The organism is Pseudomonas sp. LBUM1662 (genome assembly GCF_059695915.1).
The window spans coordinates 3873906-3895878 of record NZ_CP166793.1 but is presented as its reverse complement, the minus strand read 5'-3'; the positions used below and the strand labels follow the sequence as shown (position 1 = coordinate 3895878).

The 21973-nt window shown below is 50.5% G+C and carries 11 protein-coding genes; 4 read left to right on the top strand and 7 right to left on the bottom strand.

Going from position 1 to position 21973, the window contains the following annotated elements; genetic code table 11:
• Nucleotides 1–57: 57 nt before the first annotated feature.
• Together ACA049_RS17365 and ACA049_RS17360 are read left to right on the top strand one after the other, a co-directional pair.
• The gene (locus ACA049_RS17365; protein WP_497328519.1) at nt 58–1083 is read left to right on the top strand and encodes a hypothetical protein; all 1026 of its coding nucleotides are present in this window, start codon (nt 58–60) and stop codon (nt 1081–1083) included.
• Between the two features lie 245 nt (nt 1084–1328).
• Nucleotides 1329–2327: a DUF4238 domain-containing protein gene (locus ACA049_RS17360; RefSeq protein ID WP_497328518.1), complete on the top strand. Its 999-nt coding sequence runs from the start codon at nt 1329–1331 to the stop codon at nt 2325–2327.
• Between the two features lie 743 nt (nt 2328–3070).
• Here the strand turns inward: ACA049_RS17360 and ACA049_RS17355 are convergent.
• From ACA049_RS17355 to ACA049_RS17330, 6 genes are all read right to left on the bottom strand, one after another.
• On the bottom strand, nt 3071–4507 hold the full coding sequence (locus ACA049_RS17355) for a hypothetical protein (protein ID WP_497328517.1): 1437 nt from the start codon (nt 4505–4507) through the stop codon (nt 3071–3073).
• Nucleotides 4508–5474: 967 nt separating this feature from the next.
• Nucleotides 5475–5792 carry a DUF7677 family protein gene (locus ACA049_RS17350; protein ID WP_497328516.1) on the bottom strand — a complete coding sequence of 106 codons (318 nt, stop codon included), beginning with the start codon at nt 5790–5792 and terminating at the stop codon, nt 5475–5477.
• 267 nt (nt 5793–6059) lie between these two features.
• Nucleotides 6060–7010, bottom strand: coding sequence for a hypothetical protein (locus ACA049_RS17345; protein ID WP_497328515.1), 951 nt, complete (start codon nt 7008–7010; stop codon nt 6060–6062).
• Nucleotides 7011–7656: 646 nt separating this feature from the next.
• Nucleotides 7657–8577 (bottom strand): hypothetical protein, encoded by a 921-nt coding sequence (locus ACA049_RS17340; protein ID WP_497328514.1) that lies wholly within the window; start codon nt 8575–8577, stop codon nt 7657–7659.
• Nucleotides 8578–8745: 168 nt separating this feature from the next.
• Entirely contained in the window at nt 8746–10251 is a 1506-nt protein-coding gene (locus ACA049_RS17335; RefSeq protein ID WP_497328513.1) for an MBL fold metallo-hydrolase, read from the bottom strand.
• A complete protein-coding gene (locus tag ACA049_RS17330) occupies nt 10241–13867 on the bottom strand; it encodes a S8 family serine peptidase (RefSeq protein WP_497328512.1) in 3627 nt (1208 codons plus the stop codon). The genes ACA049_RS17335 and ACA049_RS17330 overlap by 11 nt, the downstream gene beginning before the upstream one ends.
• A gap of 1299 nt (nt 13868–15166) precedes the next feature.
• Here ACA049_RS17330 and ACA049_RS17325 point away from each other — a divergent pair.
• Both ACA049_RS17325 and ACA049_RS17320 read left to right on the top strand, forming a co-directional pair.
• Nucleotides 15167–16069 (top strand): hypothetical protein, encoded by a 903-nt coding sequence (locus tag ACA049_RS17325; protein WP_497328511.1) that lies wholly within the window; start codon nt 15167–15169, stop codon nt 16067–16069.
• 6 nt (nt 16070–16075) lie between these two features.
• Nucleotides 16076–16510 (top strand): hypothetical protein, encoded by a 435-nt coding sequence (locus ACA049_RS17320; RefSeq protein ID WP_497328510.1) that lies wholly within the window; start codon nt 16076–16078, stop codon nt 16508–16510.
• A 360-nt stretch (nt 16511–16870) separates the two neighbouring features.
• Here the strand turns inward: ACA049_RS17320 and ACA049_RS17315 are convergent, their stop codons facing one another.
• Nucleotides 16871–21880 (bottom strand): P-loop domain-containing protein, encoded by a 5010-nt coding sequence (locus ACA049_RS17315; RefSeq protein WP_497328509.1) that lies wholly within the window; start codon nt 21878–21880, stop codon nt 16871–16873.
• Nucleotides 21881–21973 lie beyond the last annotated feature (93 nt).

The window sequence follows — 21973 nt, the reverse complement described above, 5'->3', positions numbered from 1 at the left end:
AGTGAGAATGTTTGTGGTTTCTATTGATCCTTATCATCGATAATAGAGTTTAAATTTATGCAGAAGAGAGATGATGCTTTTTCTATAACGATCAATGATCCGGACTCGGTTGATGGTTCTGGGATAGTAACAACGGAAAACATTAATGATGTGCTGCTATTGATCTTTAAAGAAAACAGTATTTATAAGCTATTGACTGCCGATTCAACGGATCCACAAAAAACCCAGCCAGATACCGGGCACACATATGAAAAAATAGCGGTGCTTGGCTCAGCCTCTCCCTATGTGGCTCGGATATTTCTTCAGTTTAAACGCATTATTGATCAGGTTTTTCCGATAGACTCCATAAAGCCAAAGCTTTTAGAGCAGGTTTGGAGTCTAAACGAACAACTACTGCTGTGCGCGCAGTTTGAGTCTAATATTCGTGAGCAGCTTGATGATGTTATGCACAAGTGCGATTTAATCATTGAGCAGAACAAGTCCAGTCGCGCCATCCCACCGCTCGCTAAAGTAAAAAATTTAGAGAATGACGCGAAATCCTTCCTTTTGGTGGGGAAGCAATTTTTAATAGATTGCTTTAAATTAATAAGCCTATTTACTGGTTTGCCTTCGGGCGCAAGAGACGAGGCGCATTTCGATAAGCATATAAAGTGGCTGGAGCAGAATCGCCCTGCTTTAAATAAGCTATCTTTAACTCTCGGTAATGACCTGCATTGGATTCGTAGATTGTCGGAGTGCCGGAATGCTATCGAACATCCTGGGCCAGGCCAGTCACTTACGATAGAAAACACAAAACTTCATCCTGGTAATAAATTTTCACTCCCGACTTGGAGTTACAATCTAACAAATAAAATTAATGTGCAGGAGTCATCAGTTTCTATTCATCAAGAGCTTGATGCTTATTTGAATAATATGCTTTATCTGTTGGAGGATATTCTTTTGTTTTGTATTTCCGCAAATTTGCCCGATAATGGGATGTTTTCAATATATGAGCACGCTGAGCCAGACATAAAGCCGAGTTGCCCTATTAAGTATTATGCAAGCTTAAGTGTTGAGTTTTATTCAAAGTTGAAGCCAATTTAACTTTGTGCTTTTGTGGTTTGGTATCCGGGTGCGCTCGATTTGCACTATGTCTGCAAGATAAATATGTTTTGAACGCGACGTCAGCATCTACTTTCTGCCGATCACCGTGCGCTGTGATCGGCAGAAGGTCACTACATCTGGTCAGTTTATATGCCAGCAGCCCCCCAGGCAGGATTAACGAACAGCTTGACGGGAGGTTCATAGGCTGAGAGCTTGCGAGCAAACACCAAACGGAACGGACGCCCATGTCGAGTAAAGATCTCCAAGCCAAGAAGCGTCACCATTACGTCTGGGCGAAATACCTGACCCGCTGGGGCAGCGGCACGAAGAATGTTTTCTACACAACGAAGACTGGGAAGATCGCCCACGACAGCGTTCTAGCCATAGTCGCTGACGACTACTTCTATAAGGCCACCACGCTTACAAAGAGGGACGTTCAGATAATTAAAGGCTTCTCCCAAAAAAGCCCTGATCATCTCCATCAACAGCACATGTCGTACCTTAATGATTTTCTCAAGATACAGCAGCTTGAGAGCATTTATCATAAGTCTGGTATTAAGGACCAGGAAACCGAGCAGCGTCTACATGCGTTAAAGTGCAACCTACTAGAAAACCTCCACGCCTCCCATGAGAAAAAAGCGTTGCCAGTGTTGGCAGCGCTCGCTGATGAACAGCTCGATGTCCTGCAGGATAAACAGCATATGATCGAGTTCATGATGTTCTTCGGTCACCAGATATCCCGCACAAAGCCTTTTCGAGATGGTGTGGTCCAGGTTCAACCCCGGAGTACTGCCCTGGAGATTGAAGTGGCCGATGCGATGGCGCATGCGTGGTGGTTCATGAGCTACATGTTCGGGATGAGTATCGGCTTTAGCCTGTACGTAAGTCGCCACGAAGATATACATGCATTACTGGTGAATAACACGAGCGTGCCTTTTATTACGTCTGATAACCCCGTAGTCAATGTGCACTCTTGTGTCTCAGAGACGGAGTTCGCGGCGCCTGAGCATGCTGACTTGTACTACCCGATCTCACCGAGGATCGGCTATATCATCTGTAATTCCGAACGGTTCACGCCGGGCAGAAATGAGGTTGATGAAGCCACCGTCGCAGAGCTCAATGCCAAAGTGGCAGCCCAATCCATGGTGCACATCATAGGTGATAGCGAGAACGCCATTCTCCCCTTCAAAAAGTACCTCGGGCAGCGCTACAAGAGAAAACCTGATGGCCATGTCATCGTCTGACTGACGTTGCAACACTGTCTCTACAACCCTTCGTTACGACTCGACGACGCCTGCGCAATCGGGGGCGTCGGCACCGCGTGCACATGGACGATAATCCGTTTGTCGCAGTGGAGGGGAGGGAGTTCGGTCACAACGCATTGCGAATCCTCTCGATTGAGTTAAGTTTCAAATTAGGCGGACGACATTATTGGTCCTTTTCGGACCTCTCTGCCAATCATGGACAATCGAGTCCGAAATCGTCAGGGGGAAAAAAAACATCTGAAAATGCACTTATCCCCCTCCCGCCGACGGGCTCCGCATCCGTTTTTTGTGCAAATGGTTGGTGTGTAGAAATCAATAGCCCGGCCCAAGCCCGCTGGGGGCTCTGCGGGAGGATTGGATGTTTCACGGAGTGCAAGGTTTTGCAAAAAACTGAAAAGCCAATCCGCAGTTGTGAGGCATGGGCACTCATCGTAGCAAAATGTGAGAAGCTCGGTTTATAAGGTACGGCCAAGAAAAAAAGAGGGATTTTCGGGTTTTTTGAAATTTGGATGGCGCGAATATTGCGCACTGAATAGCTATGCCATGTACCGGCATGCCGCTACTACAACCCCAGTCAGCTGGGCCTGAGAGGCTAGTTGCTGTATTTCAGAAGCTCTCCGATCACATCGGTCAGGATCGCCAGTACGCCGTCCCTATTCGATGGCGATCCGTAAAACTTTCCTTGATCAACGATCAATTTAATAACGCCCTTAACCCATTGTTTAAGCGTTCAATGGAGTTTCAGGTATGGTCTCATCTAAATTCCTAACGGGATGGTCGTATGTGTAGTAGTCGATGTAATGCTCACTGCCGTTTATTAGCTTTAAGATGATTCTTGCAAGAATAACTCTTAATATTTTAGTTTGGCGAATAAGATCAATTTCGTCTCCGGAAATAATTTCATTTCCGTGGGCGGCATCATTGCGTTTGCTCCAGGCAGTATTTTCAAGGTTTCCTAATGGTAATCCTAGGGCTGTATAGAAACGCTCTGCAATAACTCGTTGTGAAGCATCGTTGCCATTGTCGATTTTGTACTGAAGCAGGCGAATTAAATTTGCATCTACTTTCTGTTTTTGCAGGAATTTTGTAAGAGTTTTTTTTATTTTTTTATAATCGTTGGGTGGTATGATTGTATGGCTAATTGACAACGCGGTATTTTTAATCTCGCGCTTTTGAATGGTTTCTATCATTGATCCGTAATAAGCTGGCTTCATGAAGTATGGGGAGGATTCTGCATGCCATAAGCGGAAAAGAAAGTTGCGAAGGTAATGTTTGTCATAGTTGTCAAAAAAAGCACGTACGAGGCTTTCTAGTTTGCTTATATCTAAATTATAATAATCAGATGTTATCGGGGCAAAGGGCTGTGAAGGTACGCTCCATGCTCTATCGCCCATAGTCATAGGTGTTAGTGCTTCGAATGCGATCAAGTTACCGCTATCGTTATAAAAACAGCTGCCAAAGTGTACGAGCGGTACACCGAAGGCAAAAGCTAGGCTGTTGCGAATCGCTTCGCGTGTTGCACAGTCGGGACTTCCAGTATAAAAAATATAGCCGGGATTTTTTGCTTTGGGGATTTCCTCGCTTTCCATCGTGCCGATGAATACAGTGTGACCTCCTAGTGAAAGTCTTGCGCAGGAACTTGATAAATTAGTGAGGCCGGGTGAATCCATTTCTATCGTAATTGGTGGTTCTCCGGTAAAGGTTCTCTTGTACTTACTGGATTTTTCTTCTTTGAACCCGTGAGGCCATTGATAGTGGGAAGGTAGATTGGCTATTCGGTCTAGTGTGAAATTTATCGGTTTGTCGCTGAATTTGTATTCAACTCGATTAATGCTGTATCGAGACGTCGTCGCCGTGTCTCTGTTGTGTGGTGAAAGTTCTGTATGGACATGTTGGAGGGTGACGCCGTCGATCATGCCGCTTCCAAGTCTTCCTTTTAGCTCTATGGTGTTATTGGAAATGTAAACATGCCCCAAAGGCATCTCTTTCATTTTGGGGCTATCGGTCGCACTGGAACCCACCTTGAGGGTTATTTTGAAATTATCGTCCCTTGATAACTCGAACCCACTGATTATTTTTGGCAAGTCATCACTTTGGCCTAGTTGAACTATGTACTTCCGCGCAAAATTTTTTACTGGGTCGTTATTCCATATGTCCATGTTATATCTTCCGTTGAATGGGGCAGGATCGGGATATATCGTTCTGGATGAGCGTAGGCCGATCTCCGCAAAGATTTCAACCAGTAACATGGCTACCGTTGGATCGTTTTCAACGACGATTTCTAATCGGGCTATCGGTAAGAATGTTTCTCATTTCGAGGCCGTACATCGGTTCCTTATCGGCGGAACATCACCACCTTGTCAGGTTAGGATGAGCATTGTTTTTTTATCACTCAGGAAGTCTATGGACATCAGCAAGCTTCGACACGGTAAGCGCGTCAGCGTACCGAGTGAAAAAGTAATGCAGCATCGACCTTGGGAGGAGCCTTACGGAACGGTTGTAGGAAGCGTTAGCGCGAATGGGGTATCGGTACGGCTGGACGGAGAGTGCGCCACAATTATTAGGCTCCCCCCAGAAGACGTGGACGACGAATAGGTCGATTAGCTGCAAGGCGATGTGTTCACTCGGACAGGGAGTGTCCACATTGTGTCCACAAAGCTAGGAGATTTATTCGGAATATGAGCGAAAATATCGCTGAAAGCTCCGGATTGTGAGGCTCATGTGAAGAGTCATTGACGCGCCGGGTTGATAGGAAATCAACACGAGGTTTACGTGGCTGAGTCTATTAAAATCTATGAGCATGCCCTGTTAGCCCTATGCAACAAGGATTTTAACCGGTCGTGAAGGGCCGCTTCTGGCCCAGAGTGTGTAAAAACGCTTCGTCAAAATTGAAGTTTGCGCGTCTATGCGAAATCTGAAAATTATCGGCTGCTCAGCCGATCTGGATTTTGCGTAGAAACGCGAGTTTCAGTCCAACACTGGGCTCCAATTGCGCTGAAAAACGTTTTTACACAGCCTCGGCCGATAGCAGCCTGTCATGAGAGGCTGCTTTCGTCCAAAGCGGCCATCCGGCTGGATACTTTCGCCCCTTTCCGGTCCCTCGTGTCTGCGAGCTAAAGCCATTTCTTAGCGTCCGAGTGAGGGCGGCCCAAAGAGCTCAGTTTCCCAGTCTTCAAGAGGCGGCGTTACTATGAAAGATGGGTCGCAGTATGACCTTAAGTAGTCAGTCGCTCTCCTTTGGGCGTAGGTGAAATTGAGCACGTTGCCTTCACTGTCCATCTCTATTACGTTCGCGAATATCGCGAAGACCATCTCAATTGCACTCGGCTCAGAGCCATAAATGTCGAGGTACTCCACGTTTTCAAGCATGTAGTGGCTTCCACTTGCCATGAAGTACACAAACGTTCGGAGTGCTCCACTGAAATCATTACTTAGCTTCTTCATGTACATTTTCTTTTAGTAAATATTCTGGGTTTAACTGCTTCATAATCAAACATCTGCTTTTTTGCCGTTTATTGCGGTAGAGACAGGCCGGAACCGACCCAGGCTGTGTGAAAACGCATGCGCCGTTTTGAAGTCTGCGTTGCTACGTAAAATCTCCCAGCGTTTGGTTAATCAGCAGACCGGAAATTTGCGTAGGAGCGCGATTTTCGCTCCAGTCCTGACTATAAAACCTGATCCAAAACGTTTTCACACAGCCTGGACCCAAAGCTACCGGTCAGGAACGGCAGAATTTGGCCACTCATCATCGAGGGATTCTACAAATGCCCAATTTTCTGAAGCGCATTTGAAAATAGAATGGGGGACGTACGGAAGCCGCATGGCTTTTTGATTTTTAGTACTAGTAACCCAGAGATAAAATTTCAGATCAATATTAGTTATGTCGAATGGAATATTGATAGCCTCATACAAAACTTCAAATAATACGAACGGCCATTGACTTAGTGAGAAATGATAATGGCCACTTTCATACGGCACTCGATCCGAGTGAACTCCCCAGTATGTAATTTTTCCATCTTCTAGCTTGGCCATCCAAGACCCTGCGGGGTAATCTACGCCCATGGTATGCATGGGCATAGATGCCATCTGAAACTGCTCAAGATTATGGGTGAAATTATTTCTTTTTTTAAAAATGTGTGCTTTTTTTAAGCTAAGCTCCTTCGCGGGATCATCTATAGGTTCGAGGGGGTAGCTAACATTGGGTTCATTGCAGTGTCCAGGGAGATAGCCCAAATGTATCGAGCAAAAAAGTTTTTGTTTTCCATTATCTGTCAACGTATCCATGCCGGAGTAAAAAGAGTTCTTTACCCCGAAGATCTCTGAATGCTTTGCTAGCAAAAGCTTGGTCAATCCAAGCGGGTCATCTCCATTTCCATCTCGTTCCATATCGACTGCAATCTGCTTTTGAGCAATGTGAATGTCTTTTTTACTATTCACCCAGTCGGCGAATGTCAGATGTTTTTCTTTTCTGCCCAGTATGTCGAAACAGGTTAACAACAAATATGTAACAAGCGCCTCTCTTTCATGGCGCGCATGGAGCCAATATTTAGCGGTATCCATCGCATACCCCTCAAAACCCTCAAGCTGATCCGATTCTTCGAGTAAAGCCTGAGCGAGGCGGAGTCGCGCATGTACTAACTCACGGGTGGTATTATCAATCACTATTAATGCCTCTCATCGTACCCTGGACTACTTGTGCACAAACTATAGATGGCCAAGCTGGTCGAGAGAACGCTGTGCGTTAAAAAAGGTTAAGTCGAAGCGCCGAACGATATCAGTGGCGTAGAGTATCAGCCTTGACGCTACGGGGACTTAGAAAGCCGAAGCTCTCAAAAAATTTAGTACATGGGATTACCATTTTAATGGCGTCGATGGAGGTGGCTGGTGACGCTGTTAGGTGCCCCCGAGAGGCAGCTTCTGGCCGATTGCTGCCTGTCGCGAAGAGCCGCGGTCGACCCATTGCGGTCGTTGAAGGCACCGATCTAATCGGTCGCCTATTGTTCCAGCCAGTCAGAATGAAGCTGCGGAAAACGTTTTTGCAGCCACAGCTACTCTTTCGACCCACGCACGGGTAGGTAGTCTGACACTGAGCGAAGGATTTGAGTCCGGGGCTCTGCGAATTTACGACCATTTTCGTGAGGCGCCGAGTTTGACAGCGCTTGATAAGGGCATTCACGTTTCACCCCATACACGGCCGCAGGGGGGCACCCGAATTAGGCGCGCATATGACCACCGATGACAGTTGAGTCAACGAGGGGGAGGTTTCCTGGTTTTGCCGGGATGGGGGGGCGAAATCGGGCTTAATACGCTACTGCGCTGGCGTTTTTTCGCGAGGCTCGGCCAGCCTCTTTTGCAGATAAAGCAGCATCAACACCGAATTTTTCTGGGCCTGCTGAGACTGCTGATCGAACAACGCAACAAGCTCTTTTTCACTCTTGCAGTCGGCTTTGCCAACACCCTTGGAAAATTCACAGGTACCGTATTCGCCCCAGCCTTTTCGGGCGTCATCGGTGTCTCGGGCGGGATACACCCAATACGCTTTCCACGCACCGTCAACGATAGGTTTACCGGCCGCGTCTATCTGCTCTATCGCCTGCAAGGTTGCTGTCGCAGCGTCATCCAAAAAGCGCCGAGGGGAGGCGTCTGCTTTACCCACCTCATCGCGAAGTTCCTGACATTGCGCGTCAGACAAGCCGAACACCGGCTGCGCTTCAATGCTCTCGAACTCATCAAACGGATCGGGATGATTGCCCGGCAACTTGGCGTGGTAAGCCGGCACCACATGGCCGGGTACGCTCATGTCCTGAATGTAATGCAATACCCGACCCGCCTGCTCGTACACCTCAACCGGGTCGGCATCGGGCTTCGCCAGCAGCTCGTCCAGCGCCTCAATGCGTTTGGTAAAAATCACATCCAGGCTGCGATTGGCGAACCAGAATGGCCTAAGCATTTTGTTGCGGTTGTAGAAGTGCCAGTTGGTGATGCGCTGATGGAGTGTCAGCGGGCTTGAATCCTCTGCATCCGTCCCTTCGGCCAACGCCTCACCCAAATGCGCAGGCAGCTTTATCCCCGTGCAGATCTGATACGCCTGCGCGGCTTTCAGCGCGTAGGCCGAATGCAGGTCGGGGGTGAAGGCGAAGGCAGGGCTTGAAGGGTTGAACAGCAGCGATATGCCCAGTGCTGCCAGGTAACGCGTTGCAGTTGAACGGTCTATCGGGGTGGCTTCCATGCTGTTGTTCTCCAGAAAATTTGTGTGATGGCGGGGGACACTCACGGTACACACAGGGCAATTTAGCAGCTAGGTGGTGCCTTGCTTCCATGTCCTGTTCGACTTGCGACGCTAAACGTTGACCTTGAATCACCACTGGTTCTTGTAGTGACGCGCTACCCCCCGGTGCTACGCAACATCGAACTCGATCCATGTTCTACGTTGGTCGCCCCCGTTACCGACGGTTCCTACCCGGACCGCGTGGATGGACCCGGAAGGTGTTTCAAAGGGAGCTTTGCCTTCCAGGAGTTTTGGGTTGTCAGCGCGAACAACCCGCGGGCCGCACTGGGCCTCAAGTGCCGCAATGAGTGAGTGGTAGGGCATCTCGCCCCACTTCACTTTCTTTGCATCGTGCTCATTGGTGGGAACAAAGGCGGTGAGATCCTCACTCGTCATCAGCTCAAGGCCCTTGGCCTTGGCAGTCGCGTTCTCGCTGCCGTGGTGACCCACCTTGTAATAGACGGTTCTTTTAAGCAGGTCCGGGCCAGTCACGATGGACCCATCTGACATCTCCCAGTCCGTGTCCTGCCAACTCAGCCAGTTGCCAATTTGCGCATCGGCTGCGAAGAGAAAAACGCGACCTGTGTCCACGATCTCGAAGGCGAGTACGAGGCTCGTGTTGTTGGTCTTGTTGTCTAGCTGCATCGCCAATGTGCCGGCGGAACTTAGCCAGTCGAAGTCTATCCTGCGCCACGCCTGATCGGTCTCGTTTGCGTCATCGGTTCGCACGTGTTTCTTGGAGGCAATGAGGGGCGACCGCTCACTCGGGCCGTAGTAATGCGAGTACGCGAATGCGGAAACGGGATTGCGCGGCTTGATTGAACGCTCGACGTCGGTGAGGCGGGTGCCCAGGCAGGGGTCGAAGGGAGCTGTCGGGTCAGTGAGGTCGCTTTCTGGTGCAGCTGCAGAGAATGCGCTTGTGAGCGTCTCGGCAACGCGGAGCCCGTCCTCATCGCTGGCCATCTGGTAACGCTCACCAACGCGGTCCACGATGTTGAGGTAGTCAGGATTTCGGGACGGAGCAAGGACGTACGCTCGTATCGCAGGTGTGCTGGGAATGTTGAGCGGCGCTTGCTTGGGTTCGAGATACTTGATTCCTTTGCTGGCGAGCCGGCTGGCGGCATCTCGCATACCGCGTACCGTTTCACCCTGGGCTCCGAAACTGAAGGCCAAGAGCTCGTCTATGCCTTCGCGCAGAGGCGCAGTCGGCTGTGCTGCGTCCAGGTGGGACGCGCCATGCAACTGTCGGCTAGCGCCGGAGAGCGCGTTCAGGGCCTGCTGCTTGAACTTGTCCAGGTCTTGAGCGTCGGGGTCCGTCGGTGATTCCGTCCAGGCCATCCACACCTCGTCGATTTTGAAGTTTGCAAATCGGTTAGAGGATTCCCTGAAAGCGGAGATGTGGTCAGTGTGTTCGTGCGTCAGCACCAGGACATCGATTTTGCCGCCGGTCTGTTGGTGAAGGTCGGCGACTATGTCGTCGATGATTTGCGACCCTCCCTTGATAGACGTGTGGATCCCGCAGTCGATGAGCATCCAGTAAGGGTCACCACTGTCTTTCTCAAAGCGGAGCAGATGACAGTCACCGATGCCTTGGCAGTAGTGGCGGATAGTGAAGCCCGGGTTCTTAGTGGGCATGACCGAACCCTCCGTTGTAGGCGTGCAGGAGCGCGAACGGCTCGCCCGGGTTCGTCGCGAAATAGAGTGCTTGCAGAGCGCTCAGGGATCCGATTGACGCCTGCTGTTGTTGCCTGGCCAGGCGGCTTTCGCTGCCACAGTTCTTGACGATGGCGTAGCGTACTTCGCTGGAGTTCGTGCGCGGATCCAGAATAAGCGTCGTACCGCCGCGGAACCACATCTGCGGACCATCCGGATTATTCGGGTCAACAGGGACGCGACGGCGTTGCAGGATCGTCGCAACCACCTCGGTTTGAAAGCCGCCATCGGGCGTCACACGGCGTGCAGGACGAACGCTGGGCACATCGAAAGTGGTGCAGCCTTCGGCCGCATCTTCCACAACCTCCCCATCGGCTGAAAACCTCGGTACACCGGGAAGCAGGCCAAACTCCGCGTACAGCTCGGGATTACGTTTTAGAAGGTCGGAAAGACGCCTCCACAGCGTCCAGCGATTAGTTTCGTTGAGCCTTTGTATTTCCTCTCTATTAAGCTTGAGGTCCCAGCCGAAGTTAAGGTCCTTCACCAACTCAGCCAGCCACTTGGGCCGCGAATTGGCGATCGTGCCCCAGGCGAGCGACTCCTCTGAGACCGTCCGCACGTCTCGCGGCAGGAGGTTGCGTTTTCGGAATGCGTCCATGAAAGCGACGCGGTAGTGGAATCTGTCCACGGCGACCAGATCAATATCGGCGGTGATGAGCGCGCGCAGATACTCGCCAAAAGTGATATCGACAGCGGGACAATAATCCAACGCGCGGATGCACATGCGCAGGACGTGCCGGGCAGTCTTGCAGGTCTCCTCCGTCAGTCGTTCGACCAGATCGTGAGGGAGGGCACCTTGAGGAAGGAGGCCGGAGCCATTCGTGGCAATACGGATGAGATCTGCCGTACGGCGGTCGACGATGCTGAGGAACGCTTCGTACACCGCCGACACTAGGATTGAGCCTCGCGCATGCACATCAATCTCGTCGGGATATTTGGGCTTCTCGCCCTCGTCGAGATAGTCGCGCAACGGGCCCCCACGGTTCGTCCCCTCGCCGAACTGCTTGGCAAGCGAGCCCAGCAGGCGGGCTGCGTCTAATGTTCCGCGAGCCTGCTGAACCTGAAAACGCACCAGCTCAGGAATTGAGAAGTGCTGGAAGATGGCTACGATGTCGGCGAAGGCCTCGTGGAAGGCCGGCACGTCAGGGTTCGATGCGTCTTGGAAACGGCGGTGCAACCCGTCCAGCAGCGCGTGCGACATTTCATGGGCAATGATGTCACTGGAAAGGCATGAGAACACCATCGTGCCGCCTGGCGTTGCACCGGTTGGGTCGGATTGAGACTGGAAGTAGCCGAATAGCAACGCAACTTTGTCAGGGCTGTAATAGGCGTTGTCGGTGCGCAGTGCATGGGGATAGACCCGCAAGCGACGCACGGTGTAGGCCTTGTACTGCGACTGACCTTTTTTGTCGGTGACTTTTGCCCACCGCGCTGCCCAAAGAACTCGTCGGCCAAGTGCTTCTTCGAAGTTCTTGATGGTTTTCATTGCAACGGCATAGACCATCTGCTGATGGAAAGCCGGGTTGCCCTCGGAGGGCGGCCATCCGTCTTGACCCAGCAGCTTTGGCTCGTTCAGGTCTACCGGGTCGTAGAGGCGATCAGATGCCGGGTCAATGTCAACAATTTCAAGGTATTCGCCGACCGGGCCGGGCTTGAGGTCTTCCTCCCAAGGGATGCTGATGACGGTCTCGTTGATCTCGACGGAGTTCAGTGTCTTGGCTATGGAAGGGTCTAGCGCGTACACCCGCAGGCGTCGCGGTGGAGTGGGCAGCACTTTGGGTTTGCGCTCGATTTGTGGCCCTGGGGCGGCGGCAGGGCTGACGTCTGTGGCGGCCTGCTTACGACCGAGGTGGTGCTCCAGGAAAGCTTTTAACGGAGCCGATGGATTGCCTGCATCGAGTGCTGCTTCGAGGTAGCGGTTGAGCATGGCCGGCGCGACGCTGGTGAAGGCATCGCTGTCCGGGATTGCCTCATCCACCAATCGGTTGCGCTGTGCCATCTGCGTCAACTCGAGCGCAAACATCTCACTCACCACAGATTTCTGCCCTGGGACGAGACTGACGCCACCGATACCGAAGATCAGATTGAGCCAGCCCCAACTTGGTTCCGCTGCTGAGGTTTTCAGGAGATCCATTGCGGCGGGGGGCGCGAACTGAAGCACTGCGTCGGCCTGCAGCACCCCTCGTCCAATCTTCTCAAGCGTTTCTTCTTTGCCCATGGCCGCCGTGGTCTGCAGCGCAGATCGAAACAGCGCCCATCGCGCTGCCTCGACTCGCATCCATGGCTCGGGATAAGCAGTGAGCGCCTGGGCGTGCCTGGCCATCCACAGAGCCACGGCGGCGGCCAACTGCGGTGTTGCGGAAGAGGTGCCCGCGCCATCCATACTGACGAGCTTGTCGCATCCAAACTCCGCCCATGGCACGTTAGGCGTGAAGGCGCCCATTGCTGTCTGCATCGCCGACGCCGGCCCATAGTTCCCCTGCATGGTGAACGGGCTCAGGCCAGCATAGGCCCGACCGTCAGCCATCACGCCGCAGGCAGCGAGTACGCGCTTGAAGCGGGCAGGGAATACGACGGAGCCAGGTGTTGGTGACTTGGCGTAATTGTTGCCTGCTGCTGTGACCATGAACAGGCCGTTCTCGTAGGCCAGGTTGACTGCGTCGGCAAGGGCACGTGAAGTCTGGCCACCCATGCTCATCGACAAAACGTGCGCTCCCTGGTCCACCGCGTATTGGAAGCCCTGGACCATGGTGCTGGTCGAGAACCGCACAACCCAATCCGCGATGCGTATTGGAATGACGGTCGCGTGAGGGGCACCACCAATGAAGTCGGCAAAGCCTTGCGATACAGGAGCGTTCTTTATCTGGTTGCCTGCCAAGAGGCTTAGCGTAGCGTGACCATGTCCTTGGTTGCGAATGGCTGTCCATCCGTCCGGCGTGCGATCGGTGGCGTCATTGGGACGGCCTTGATCTCGAAAGTTGCGCTGATTCTGTGTGTCAAGGTGCAGTGGCAGGGTGGCGTGATTCGGGTCATAGCCAGTGTCGAGGTGAGCAATCTTGGTGGCCTGTTGATCTGCCGGGGTGACGCTGCTTCTCGCAAGGGCAAGCTGCGAATACTGGTTCTGAAGATGCCAGTCATTGCCCGAGACTGATACGGCCTTGCGACCCGACTCGTCCTGAGGATGAAAGTTGCAGGTTGCTGCTGAAAACGCTTGCGCAGCCTTTGTCGAGTCAGGAAACCATTCTTGCTCAGTGTCCGGCTCGACGAACTCGATAGGCGCACCACCCGTGGCCGCGAATGCTGCCCCCTGGGATAGCATTGCATGGGCGGCGTCCCAAGGGTTAATCGTAGGCGGCAGTAGCGCTCGGTACCACGTTGAGCCTTGCGCCACCGTCAAGCTTGCCGCGCCGGCCATCGCTGGTTGAGCGGGAATCTTCAGGATTTCTTCCAAGGCTGGGCCGCCGACTGCTGCCGCGAGTCCTTGATTCTGCCCTGTGTTTAAGCTCCCGCGGACTTTGACCAGCAGTGCCTGTCCCATCTCTATTTTCCCTTGGGGCGTCGGATCAATCTGAATGTTCTAGCCCATTTCTCGATTAATTCCAGCCTGAGGAGATCGAGACTGAATGGCGAACCGGGAAAAATCGCCTTCAGGTATTCCGCCACTATGTTTCGGTTGGCAGTGCGAGCGTGACGATTCGTCACGTAGATTTGAATCCAATAACTGATACCGGCACAAAGATGTCGCCTTTGGGTGCCGGCAACGCGTGGGCTGTTCCGTTGCTCTATCTGTGAGGCGCCGAAGCGGATTTTCGCCTTATGCTGACAAATTGCGTTGGCCAACAGTCTTCGTGCACTTGGTAACTTTCACTCTACGAAACGGAATTTTTGCCCGTGATAAATTTTCACTCTGAGCAACCAGCTACCCAAGACGTTTTTCCAGGCGGTACCAGCGTTTCGCCGAGACAAGAGAGTTCGTAGGGTTGTTCAAGGTTAAGTGCGAGCGAGATGACCGTCAGACGCTTTGACTGAGGAGGCCGAGTAAATGAAAGTTGCTTGATAATCCATTACCAGTCGGAATCCTCCACCAAGGTCGTTTGAGATTTTGCCCAAAGTGCGGGATGCCTTAGCTGAATTGGATTGTAGGACTCTAAGAGTCTCGCCCGGCTTGGTTAATTAACCGAAGGAGGGTGACTGGCCAGCGGGTTGAAGCTCTAATCCAGATCTTCGCGGTAGTAGCTGTCGTGTGTCCCAGAATGAGCCCCGGTATTCTAATGTTCCTTTTGTGTGCGATTCCATAGCTTACCAAGTGGTCGATGGCTTGGGCGAGATACGCGGAGAATGCTGCGAATCGAATGCTTGTTCTGATGAGCAGATGGCGTCGTTACATGATCAGAGTCATGTGAGTGAGTTGTAGATAACAAATTGGTGCATGCCAGTTTTCCGATAGATCCTTAGAATACTAGGGTTCGGGCGCTCTTTATATGAGCCTATGTGAGTAATTGTATCCATCTGCCCACCGCTGCCTTGGACGTTTCGAAGCATTGAAGTCCGTTCAGCAAGTAGCGCCAAAGGGGTTTCGTTGGACTCGGGACCAATTGCCGTAGCTGATCTCCACTGAACTTTCCAACAATTCACTTAGAACGAATCAGCATTCACTCTATATCATTTTGAGCTAGAGAGGTGTTTGAAAAGTTAGCACCTTCGCTTGCAAAAAAAGAGCTTATAGTCTTCTATCTCCTGTGTTATATCAGCGTGCCACAATTGATATGTATGGGCAGAAGCCTCTATTTGATATTCAACATGGCGTGGCCTAGTCTATGGTTATAAGGGAGGTGTTATGAGTGTCTTTAGAGTTTTTGCGTTGTTATCGTTTTTATTGTGTGTATCTGGGTGCGGCTATAATGTTAAAACAATTCAAGATTTTGGAGTGAGCGGTAAGAGTCTTTCTGATAGCTTCAATGGAATAACAGAAGAAGTATATACGACTTGTTTTCAAGCGGCGATGACAACCAAGATCACGCAACAATTTGAGTATAGTTATGTCGATGCAGTCAAGTCTGCATCGGATCTTTGTAAGCGTACGTCGGAGAATAATGATATCGCCAAGTTGTACGCTACTGCTATTGCGGATTATTCAACCGCCCTTGCAAAGCTCGCTAGTCAAAATACCGAGTTTTTGGATGGCGAAGTTAAAAGTATCAGTGCGTCAGCAGAAAGCTTAAAGAAAAAAGATGGCACGGAAATTTTTAAAAAGGAAGAAGTTTCAAATGTCGCGGGGGCGCTTAAAAATATCTCGTCGATACTTACATATTACTTCGTGAAAAATAAAACCAGGGCTGTTATCACTGAAGGTAAAATCCCTATAAATAATGCTGCAGAGATGTTGGCAGTATGGCTAGACAAGTCGACAAAGGGAGTTCTGGAAGATTCTATCGATGCGTCAACATCTATGTCTAAAAGCCTAAGGTATGCATCAATTACTTCGTCTGTCAGTGACATCCCCAAAAGTCTTCCTATTAGGCTAGCCCAAGCAAGCGCTGAAAAACAAACAGAGCAAGCCAAGGAACTTGAAAAATCTGTGATGCTGTTTAGAGCGACAGTAGATGCCTTCAAGCAAGCGAATACACAGCTTGCAGAGAATTTCGAAACACTGGATAAAAAACAACAACTCAAAAGTGTTTTGGATCTAGTGAAGAAGGCGCAAGATCTTCGTGATAGTGTGGACAATATTAAGGGGTAAATCATCATGGCTAAAAAACCGACCCGAGCCAATTTGATCGCTCAAAACGAAAAGCTTGCAGCCTGCGCGAACCGAAGTTTTAATGCTATCAAGAAATATCGATACGATCATCCTGATGATGAAAATAATGACGCTCTTCTCGAAATTCAGGAGCAGTTTAGGCAGAAAAGAAATGATCTGCGCTCTGATACGATTCGGATTTTTGAACTTGAATCAAAAGATGATCTTGAGAAAATTAATAATGCCACAAGCGAAATAAATATATTTTTTGAGAGAATTGAACAAGTTGAAAAAGTATTTGTTGTCATAGGCTCTGTTCTCGATTTTTTCGCTGCGGCCCTAAATGGTAAACCTATCGCAATTGTGAGCGCTGCTCTTGCAGTTATAGATATGCTAGGAAAAGAAAAACAAACAGATCAGCCGTCTTCTAAAAAAGCGTAAAGAAGGGGCCGTGTCCTCTATGGCTAAAGACGCCGGCTAGGACCATCCAAGAAACTAGTAAACAGCGTTGTCACGCTCCAGGTCATTGCCGAATCAACCTGATTATTCCGTACGTTCGCTTAACAACGAACATAGATGCTCTAAGTCGATTAGTTCCATAAGCTTTTTGGCACTTTTGTCCGATAACGGCCTTTCGTGTCTGCCGGCGTTTAAATCCATCGTCGGCGTGCTATGGGTGACCAATCTCAACATCAGCAAACCCGGCCACACCTCCGCAGATTCGAGTAGTCATTTCAGTAAGCAGCGTACATCGTGGCATCTGGGTCTTTTTCTTAAAATTTCCGAGATGGCATGCCCAGATCACTCCCACCATTGGCCCACATCCTGAATCACATGGACAGTTTCCACTGCTGCCACCTTTCCACCCAGTTTTGCGATTATGGGAGCAAGCGTTGCCAAATCACGAAGTAATCTATCTCGCCCCTTAGTCGCGGAAAATTTGAGGAAACTACGCCAAATTGGATAGAGCTCGGTTGGCGAAAGGGCTGCAAAAGGGACGCCGAGCGCGGTCAATGCTTCTGCTCGCTGCTTATCCTCCGAAATTTCCATCGAGGTCTCAAGGAGTCTTTTCAATATTCGCGCGGGTAATGCTGATACTGGTTTGGCTATGACAATTGCGAGAATACTCTGTCGTGTCTCGTCGTCCGCTTCAAAAAGATCTTCGATCAGCGGAGGGGAAAGGTGGAGAGCCAAATCAGCTAACAGCTTGTTTCTTTTTGTGGTGTCCCTGCAATTTTTTGCGGCGTTGAAAGTGATTATCGACACTTGGCGATGCATTGTTTTAGATAAATGTGGGAGTAAGGTTATCAGTGACCTGGCGCGGTCGGAATCATGTTGAATATCTTTCGCCGTAGCTAAAGCCGACTCGAGAATCGGATGTCGAGTGGTCTCAGGTAGGAAGGGGGCCAGCACCGACAGAGCCATAACTCGAGCCCAATTATCATTGATGCCATTAGCGGTGACAAGAGCGGATTCCAGGGACTGCTTTCTAGCCGATTTTGGCAGCAAAGGAATAAATGCTGACAGGGTTTTTACTCGGAGCCACTCTGTCTCAATTCCGTTCGCTAAAGTTAGCGCTGTTTTGCGCTGTGCCCCGTTGAGCTTGGGAGCCAGTGCTATTAGGGTCTCGACTCGATCATATTCCTGCATGAGTCTCATCGTGGTGAAGAATGATTTTTTCAGCAAAGATGGAGGTAAGGAGATTAATAATACGGATAGGGCTTTGCTTCTATCGCTTTCATTTCTTATATCTTTTACAGCGCAAAAAGCTCGGTTGAACAGTGGTTCGGATAAGTATTTGGCCAAGCCTGCTAACGCATTAGTTCGGCTTGATTCATCTTCAATGGATATTGCTATGACAAGGGCTATTTCCTTCTGTCCCTCACTCAAAAACGGTGCTAATGCGTTGAAGATTTTATCGTGAGTACGCTTATCTTCAATATGTCGCTTGTCAATTACCACAGGTCCATGCCCCCTAAGAGCATCTACTTCATTGATTCGTCGCATAGCGTCTAGAGCATCTTCAAGCGGTTGAAGTCGATCAACCTCTGGCAGGCGAGGTATAAGAACGGAGAGAATGTGAGCTCTCGGCCAATCACTTTTAATACACATAGTGGCTGCCAGTACTGCGTCTAACGAAGTCACAGGAAGGTAACGCGCCAGGGCGGATAAAACCTTTGCCCGCGGCCACTCATCTCGAATATTTTGTGCGGTCGCGAGTATTTCCGAATAGGGCGCTGAACAAAAGGACGCTAATGAGGCAAGAACTTTAGCCCGGCTCCATTCGTTTTCGATGTCCTTTGCGATCACTAATGCCGACGATAATGCTTGTGGGCGATTGGATTCTGGCAGGTGCGGGGAAAGAGCGACAAGGGCGATGGCATGGGCTTCTTTATCATTAATGCTCTGCATTTCAAAGAGAGCTGTGTTTAGTACGGTGATGGGTAAATGGGGAGCCAGTTCGGTCAGAACTTCGTTTCGATGCGCTCGTTCTTGAATGTGCAGTGTTTTACTTAAGGCGGTGACTAGGATTTGATGGCGATCGGTTTTCGACAATTTTTCAGCCGTCCTAATAATGTTTCTAACGTTTTCATGCCGAATATGTTTAGCGGCCATAAACGCAGATTCAAAGATTTGAGCGTCTGTGGCGTCTGGAAGATATGGGGCTAGCGTTGCAAGCGCCTTAGCCCGGTATCTATCATTTTCGAGCTCTCGCGCAATAGCGCAAGCTTCTTTCAGCAAAGGCATGGGCAGATGCGGGGCCAAATCCCGTAGTAATTCATCGCTATTCGACTCTTTGGTCTTTTTCACGGCGGCAAGAGCCTCCTCAAGCGCCCGCTGTCTAGCGTTTTGAGGTAAAAATTCAGCTAACGCAGTCATAGCTCTAGCTCGTGGTTCAGCGTCACCAATATTTTTAGCAACAGTGAACGCAATTTCGAGTAGTGATGGGGGCAGATGACGTGCCAGGCCTACTAGGGCTATGGCTCGATCTATTTCGGAGCGTATATTCTCTACAATCGAAATTGCTTTTTCGAGTGATGCAACGGAAAGATATCGGCCTAACTTCGATAAAGCCCAAGCACATGAAAACTCATCAAGTGATTGCGTACAGGCTAGAGCCATTTCCTGATTTCTATATTGGTCGGCCTCAGGTAACTTCAGTGCAAGTGCTGCTATGGCTTCGGCACGCCAATTTATTTGGAGGCTTTTTGCGAGTGCGAAGGCGGACTCGAGTTGATCGTCGGTTTGCAGATGTGGCGCCAGTCCTTCCAAAGCCATACATCGGAAATACTGATCGGCAATGTTCTCTATGGCAGCGAGCGCGTTATCTGCTATTTGATAGCGCTCCGTTGTCAACAAGTGGGGGAGGAGTGCGATAAGGATTTCTAACCGTTGTTGGGATTCCGGTAGCTGTTCTGCATAAGCAAGACCTTGCGTGCGAGTCCACAATCCCTCTTCCAGAAATCGCGCCACCAAATGCGCTGGGAGTTTTCCGGACTGACTTTTGGTGCTTGCCTGACAGAGGGCGCAGCATATCTCAGTTCTCAGAAGCGGCACGGGGTGCCCATTGCGAGCTGCCTGTGCATTGGCTGTGTTGACGGCATCCCAAGCTCGATGCACATCGGTCAGAAATCCGCTATTAGTGTGCTCCAGTCTGAACCATCCACGTTGCCAGCCACCGGTTACCAGGCCCGTCATCGACACGATAGGCGCCTGTGCACGCAATAAGTGGGTCCCATAGTGGTGGATTATGTAATTCGAGGCTTTGGACGGTGCATCTGCTTCCGCGTTCAGGGCTCGTAGGGTTGTTTCGCCCCAATTCAGGAAGCGCTGCTCGACTTCCTTTTGCTCAAATTCAGCCAGTTGACCAAAAAAATAATCTGCCAGTCTCGGATGGCCAAACGTGAAGGGCTGCTCTAGCCCATTGCCAATGATAAATCGCCTCAAATGCACCAGCGCTCTATCGAGTTTTCGACTTGTTAACTTAAGCTTTTTGGGAGAGAGTCGCAGCAGATCATCCCGGCTCAATGGACCAAGTGCACAGCTCAGAAGATTGAGGAACTCCTCGACTGCGGGCTGTTCCGTTGCGTCCTTGTCTCCCCAGAGTTTACGCTGGTCCTCCCACCAACGTTCAAAGTAGCCCTCAAGCCCGGGTTTGATCGCCTGCAATTCGTCCAGGCGAAGTCTAGAGATTTTCTCTGGGGGGCACTCCCACAGCGCTTCAACATAAAGCCCAACGAGTAGGGGATCCCCTCCTGAGAGATGGTGAAGTTCTTCAGCAATATTGACCGGGGTACCAGGCAAGTCTAAAGGGCACCCCATCATCGCCAAAGTTTCAGTAATTCCTTCGGAGGTGAGCGGCTCGAGATCTAAGCTACGCGCTAGGCGCTGGTTCCACCCTAGACGTCTCGCCCAATCCCCAGCCCCCCTCTCAATGGCCAAAGTACGTGCTGAGAGCAGAATCCGAATTCCAGGTGCCGCATTCACAGGGAAGAGATGAGGGCCTGCCACCCAGTCACTGGCCTCGTCCAAACCGTCCACAATAAGTAGAACCTGAAGTCCGGTTGGGGCGGGTCGTTTGAGGTACTCAGCGACGAGTTGCTTCCAGAAAGATGCAGTCGCGTTCGGGCTGTGTGCGACGGTTTCTCCATGGATCTTGGCAAGGCGCATGGCCAATGAACGGAACACATTAATGGCAAGGTTAGTCTGATAGCGCACACTCACCGGGTAGAAGATCACCTCCAAATCTTCACGACACAGCAGGGCTTCACTCCAATGTACTAACAAACTTGATTTCCCGCGTCCGGCAGGAGCGGTGAGTATCAGGTAGGGTGGGCTCGTCTCCACATTGAGCCATGCATCGAGATCACCAAGCGCCTCATTGCGCCCCCCAAACGGAACAGGATGGTCTGGCGTTCCGAGATACCAGGAGCGGAAGTTTGAAATCTCGGAAAACGGTATCAAGGCGAATTCTTGGACCCGCTGTGCAGTCACGTGCTGTGGCATTTGGGCTTCGCGATATCGCTTCTGCAAGTCGACGGGAAGATCATCCCGTGAATAGCTCTTGCCATCTGATGCCGCTTTGCTAGCAATGACAATAAGTTCGTTCCAAGTTGGGGAAGCGGAGTCAAAAGGAGAACCGTCAGTTTTTGCCGAGCTGAGCAAGGATTTGATCAGCGCCTCATCTTTTGCAGACGCACTGGGGAAGTCATAGCTGAGAACGTAAAATGCGCGTAGAAAAACCCACAGATCTGCGTTAGGTATAGAGCTTCGTGTCGATACTTCAAGTATGTTCTTAATAGCGTCGTAGTCATCCTTCGAGCGGTTGTTTAACATCCCATCACCGCTCCTACGTTCCTCAAAATTTTCCGCAGTAGAACTGGCTCTGGCTTGAGTGAGTAGCGTTCCAAAATCACCTAGTAGTCGATTGGTGCCCAAATGAGTGATCAGCAGCAGCGCATCATCTTTTTTGTTAAACAGCTTTGAATTATTGAAATCCATCCATGCCGCCACAAATGTTTTGATGCAATTCTTATCTCTATTGCTTACTGTAAAAGAGAGTTTTACTTGGGCCGCCAGTCTGCGCTGGACTCCACTAAAATCTGCTGCCTCTATGACCAAATCATCGACATTCCAACCCAAGCGCTTTGCTTGGAAGTGGACTCGTATCGGGATTGAGTTTGATGGGTGGACGGGGAGGCAGGCTTTGGTCAGTAGATATGCTAGGAAGGCAGCTCCGACATGCTGTTCGAAAACTACCCCGATCCCTCCCGTTGATTTAATGTTCGCAATATGAGAAGAGTCGACCATTCGATGTGTCCTCGCCAAATTTGCTTTCTAAGGCAATGCAGCTCAGTGGGATTTCAGCCTGGCAACGAGTAGGTTGCGCCCGGCAACAGGCAT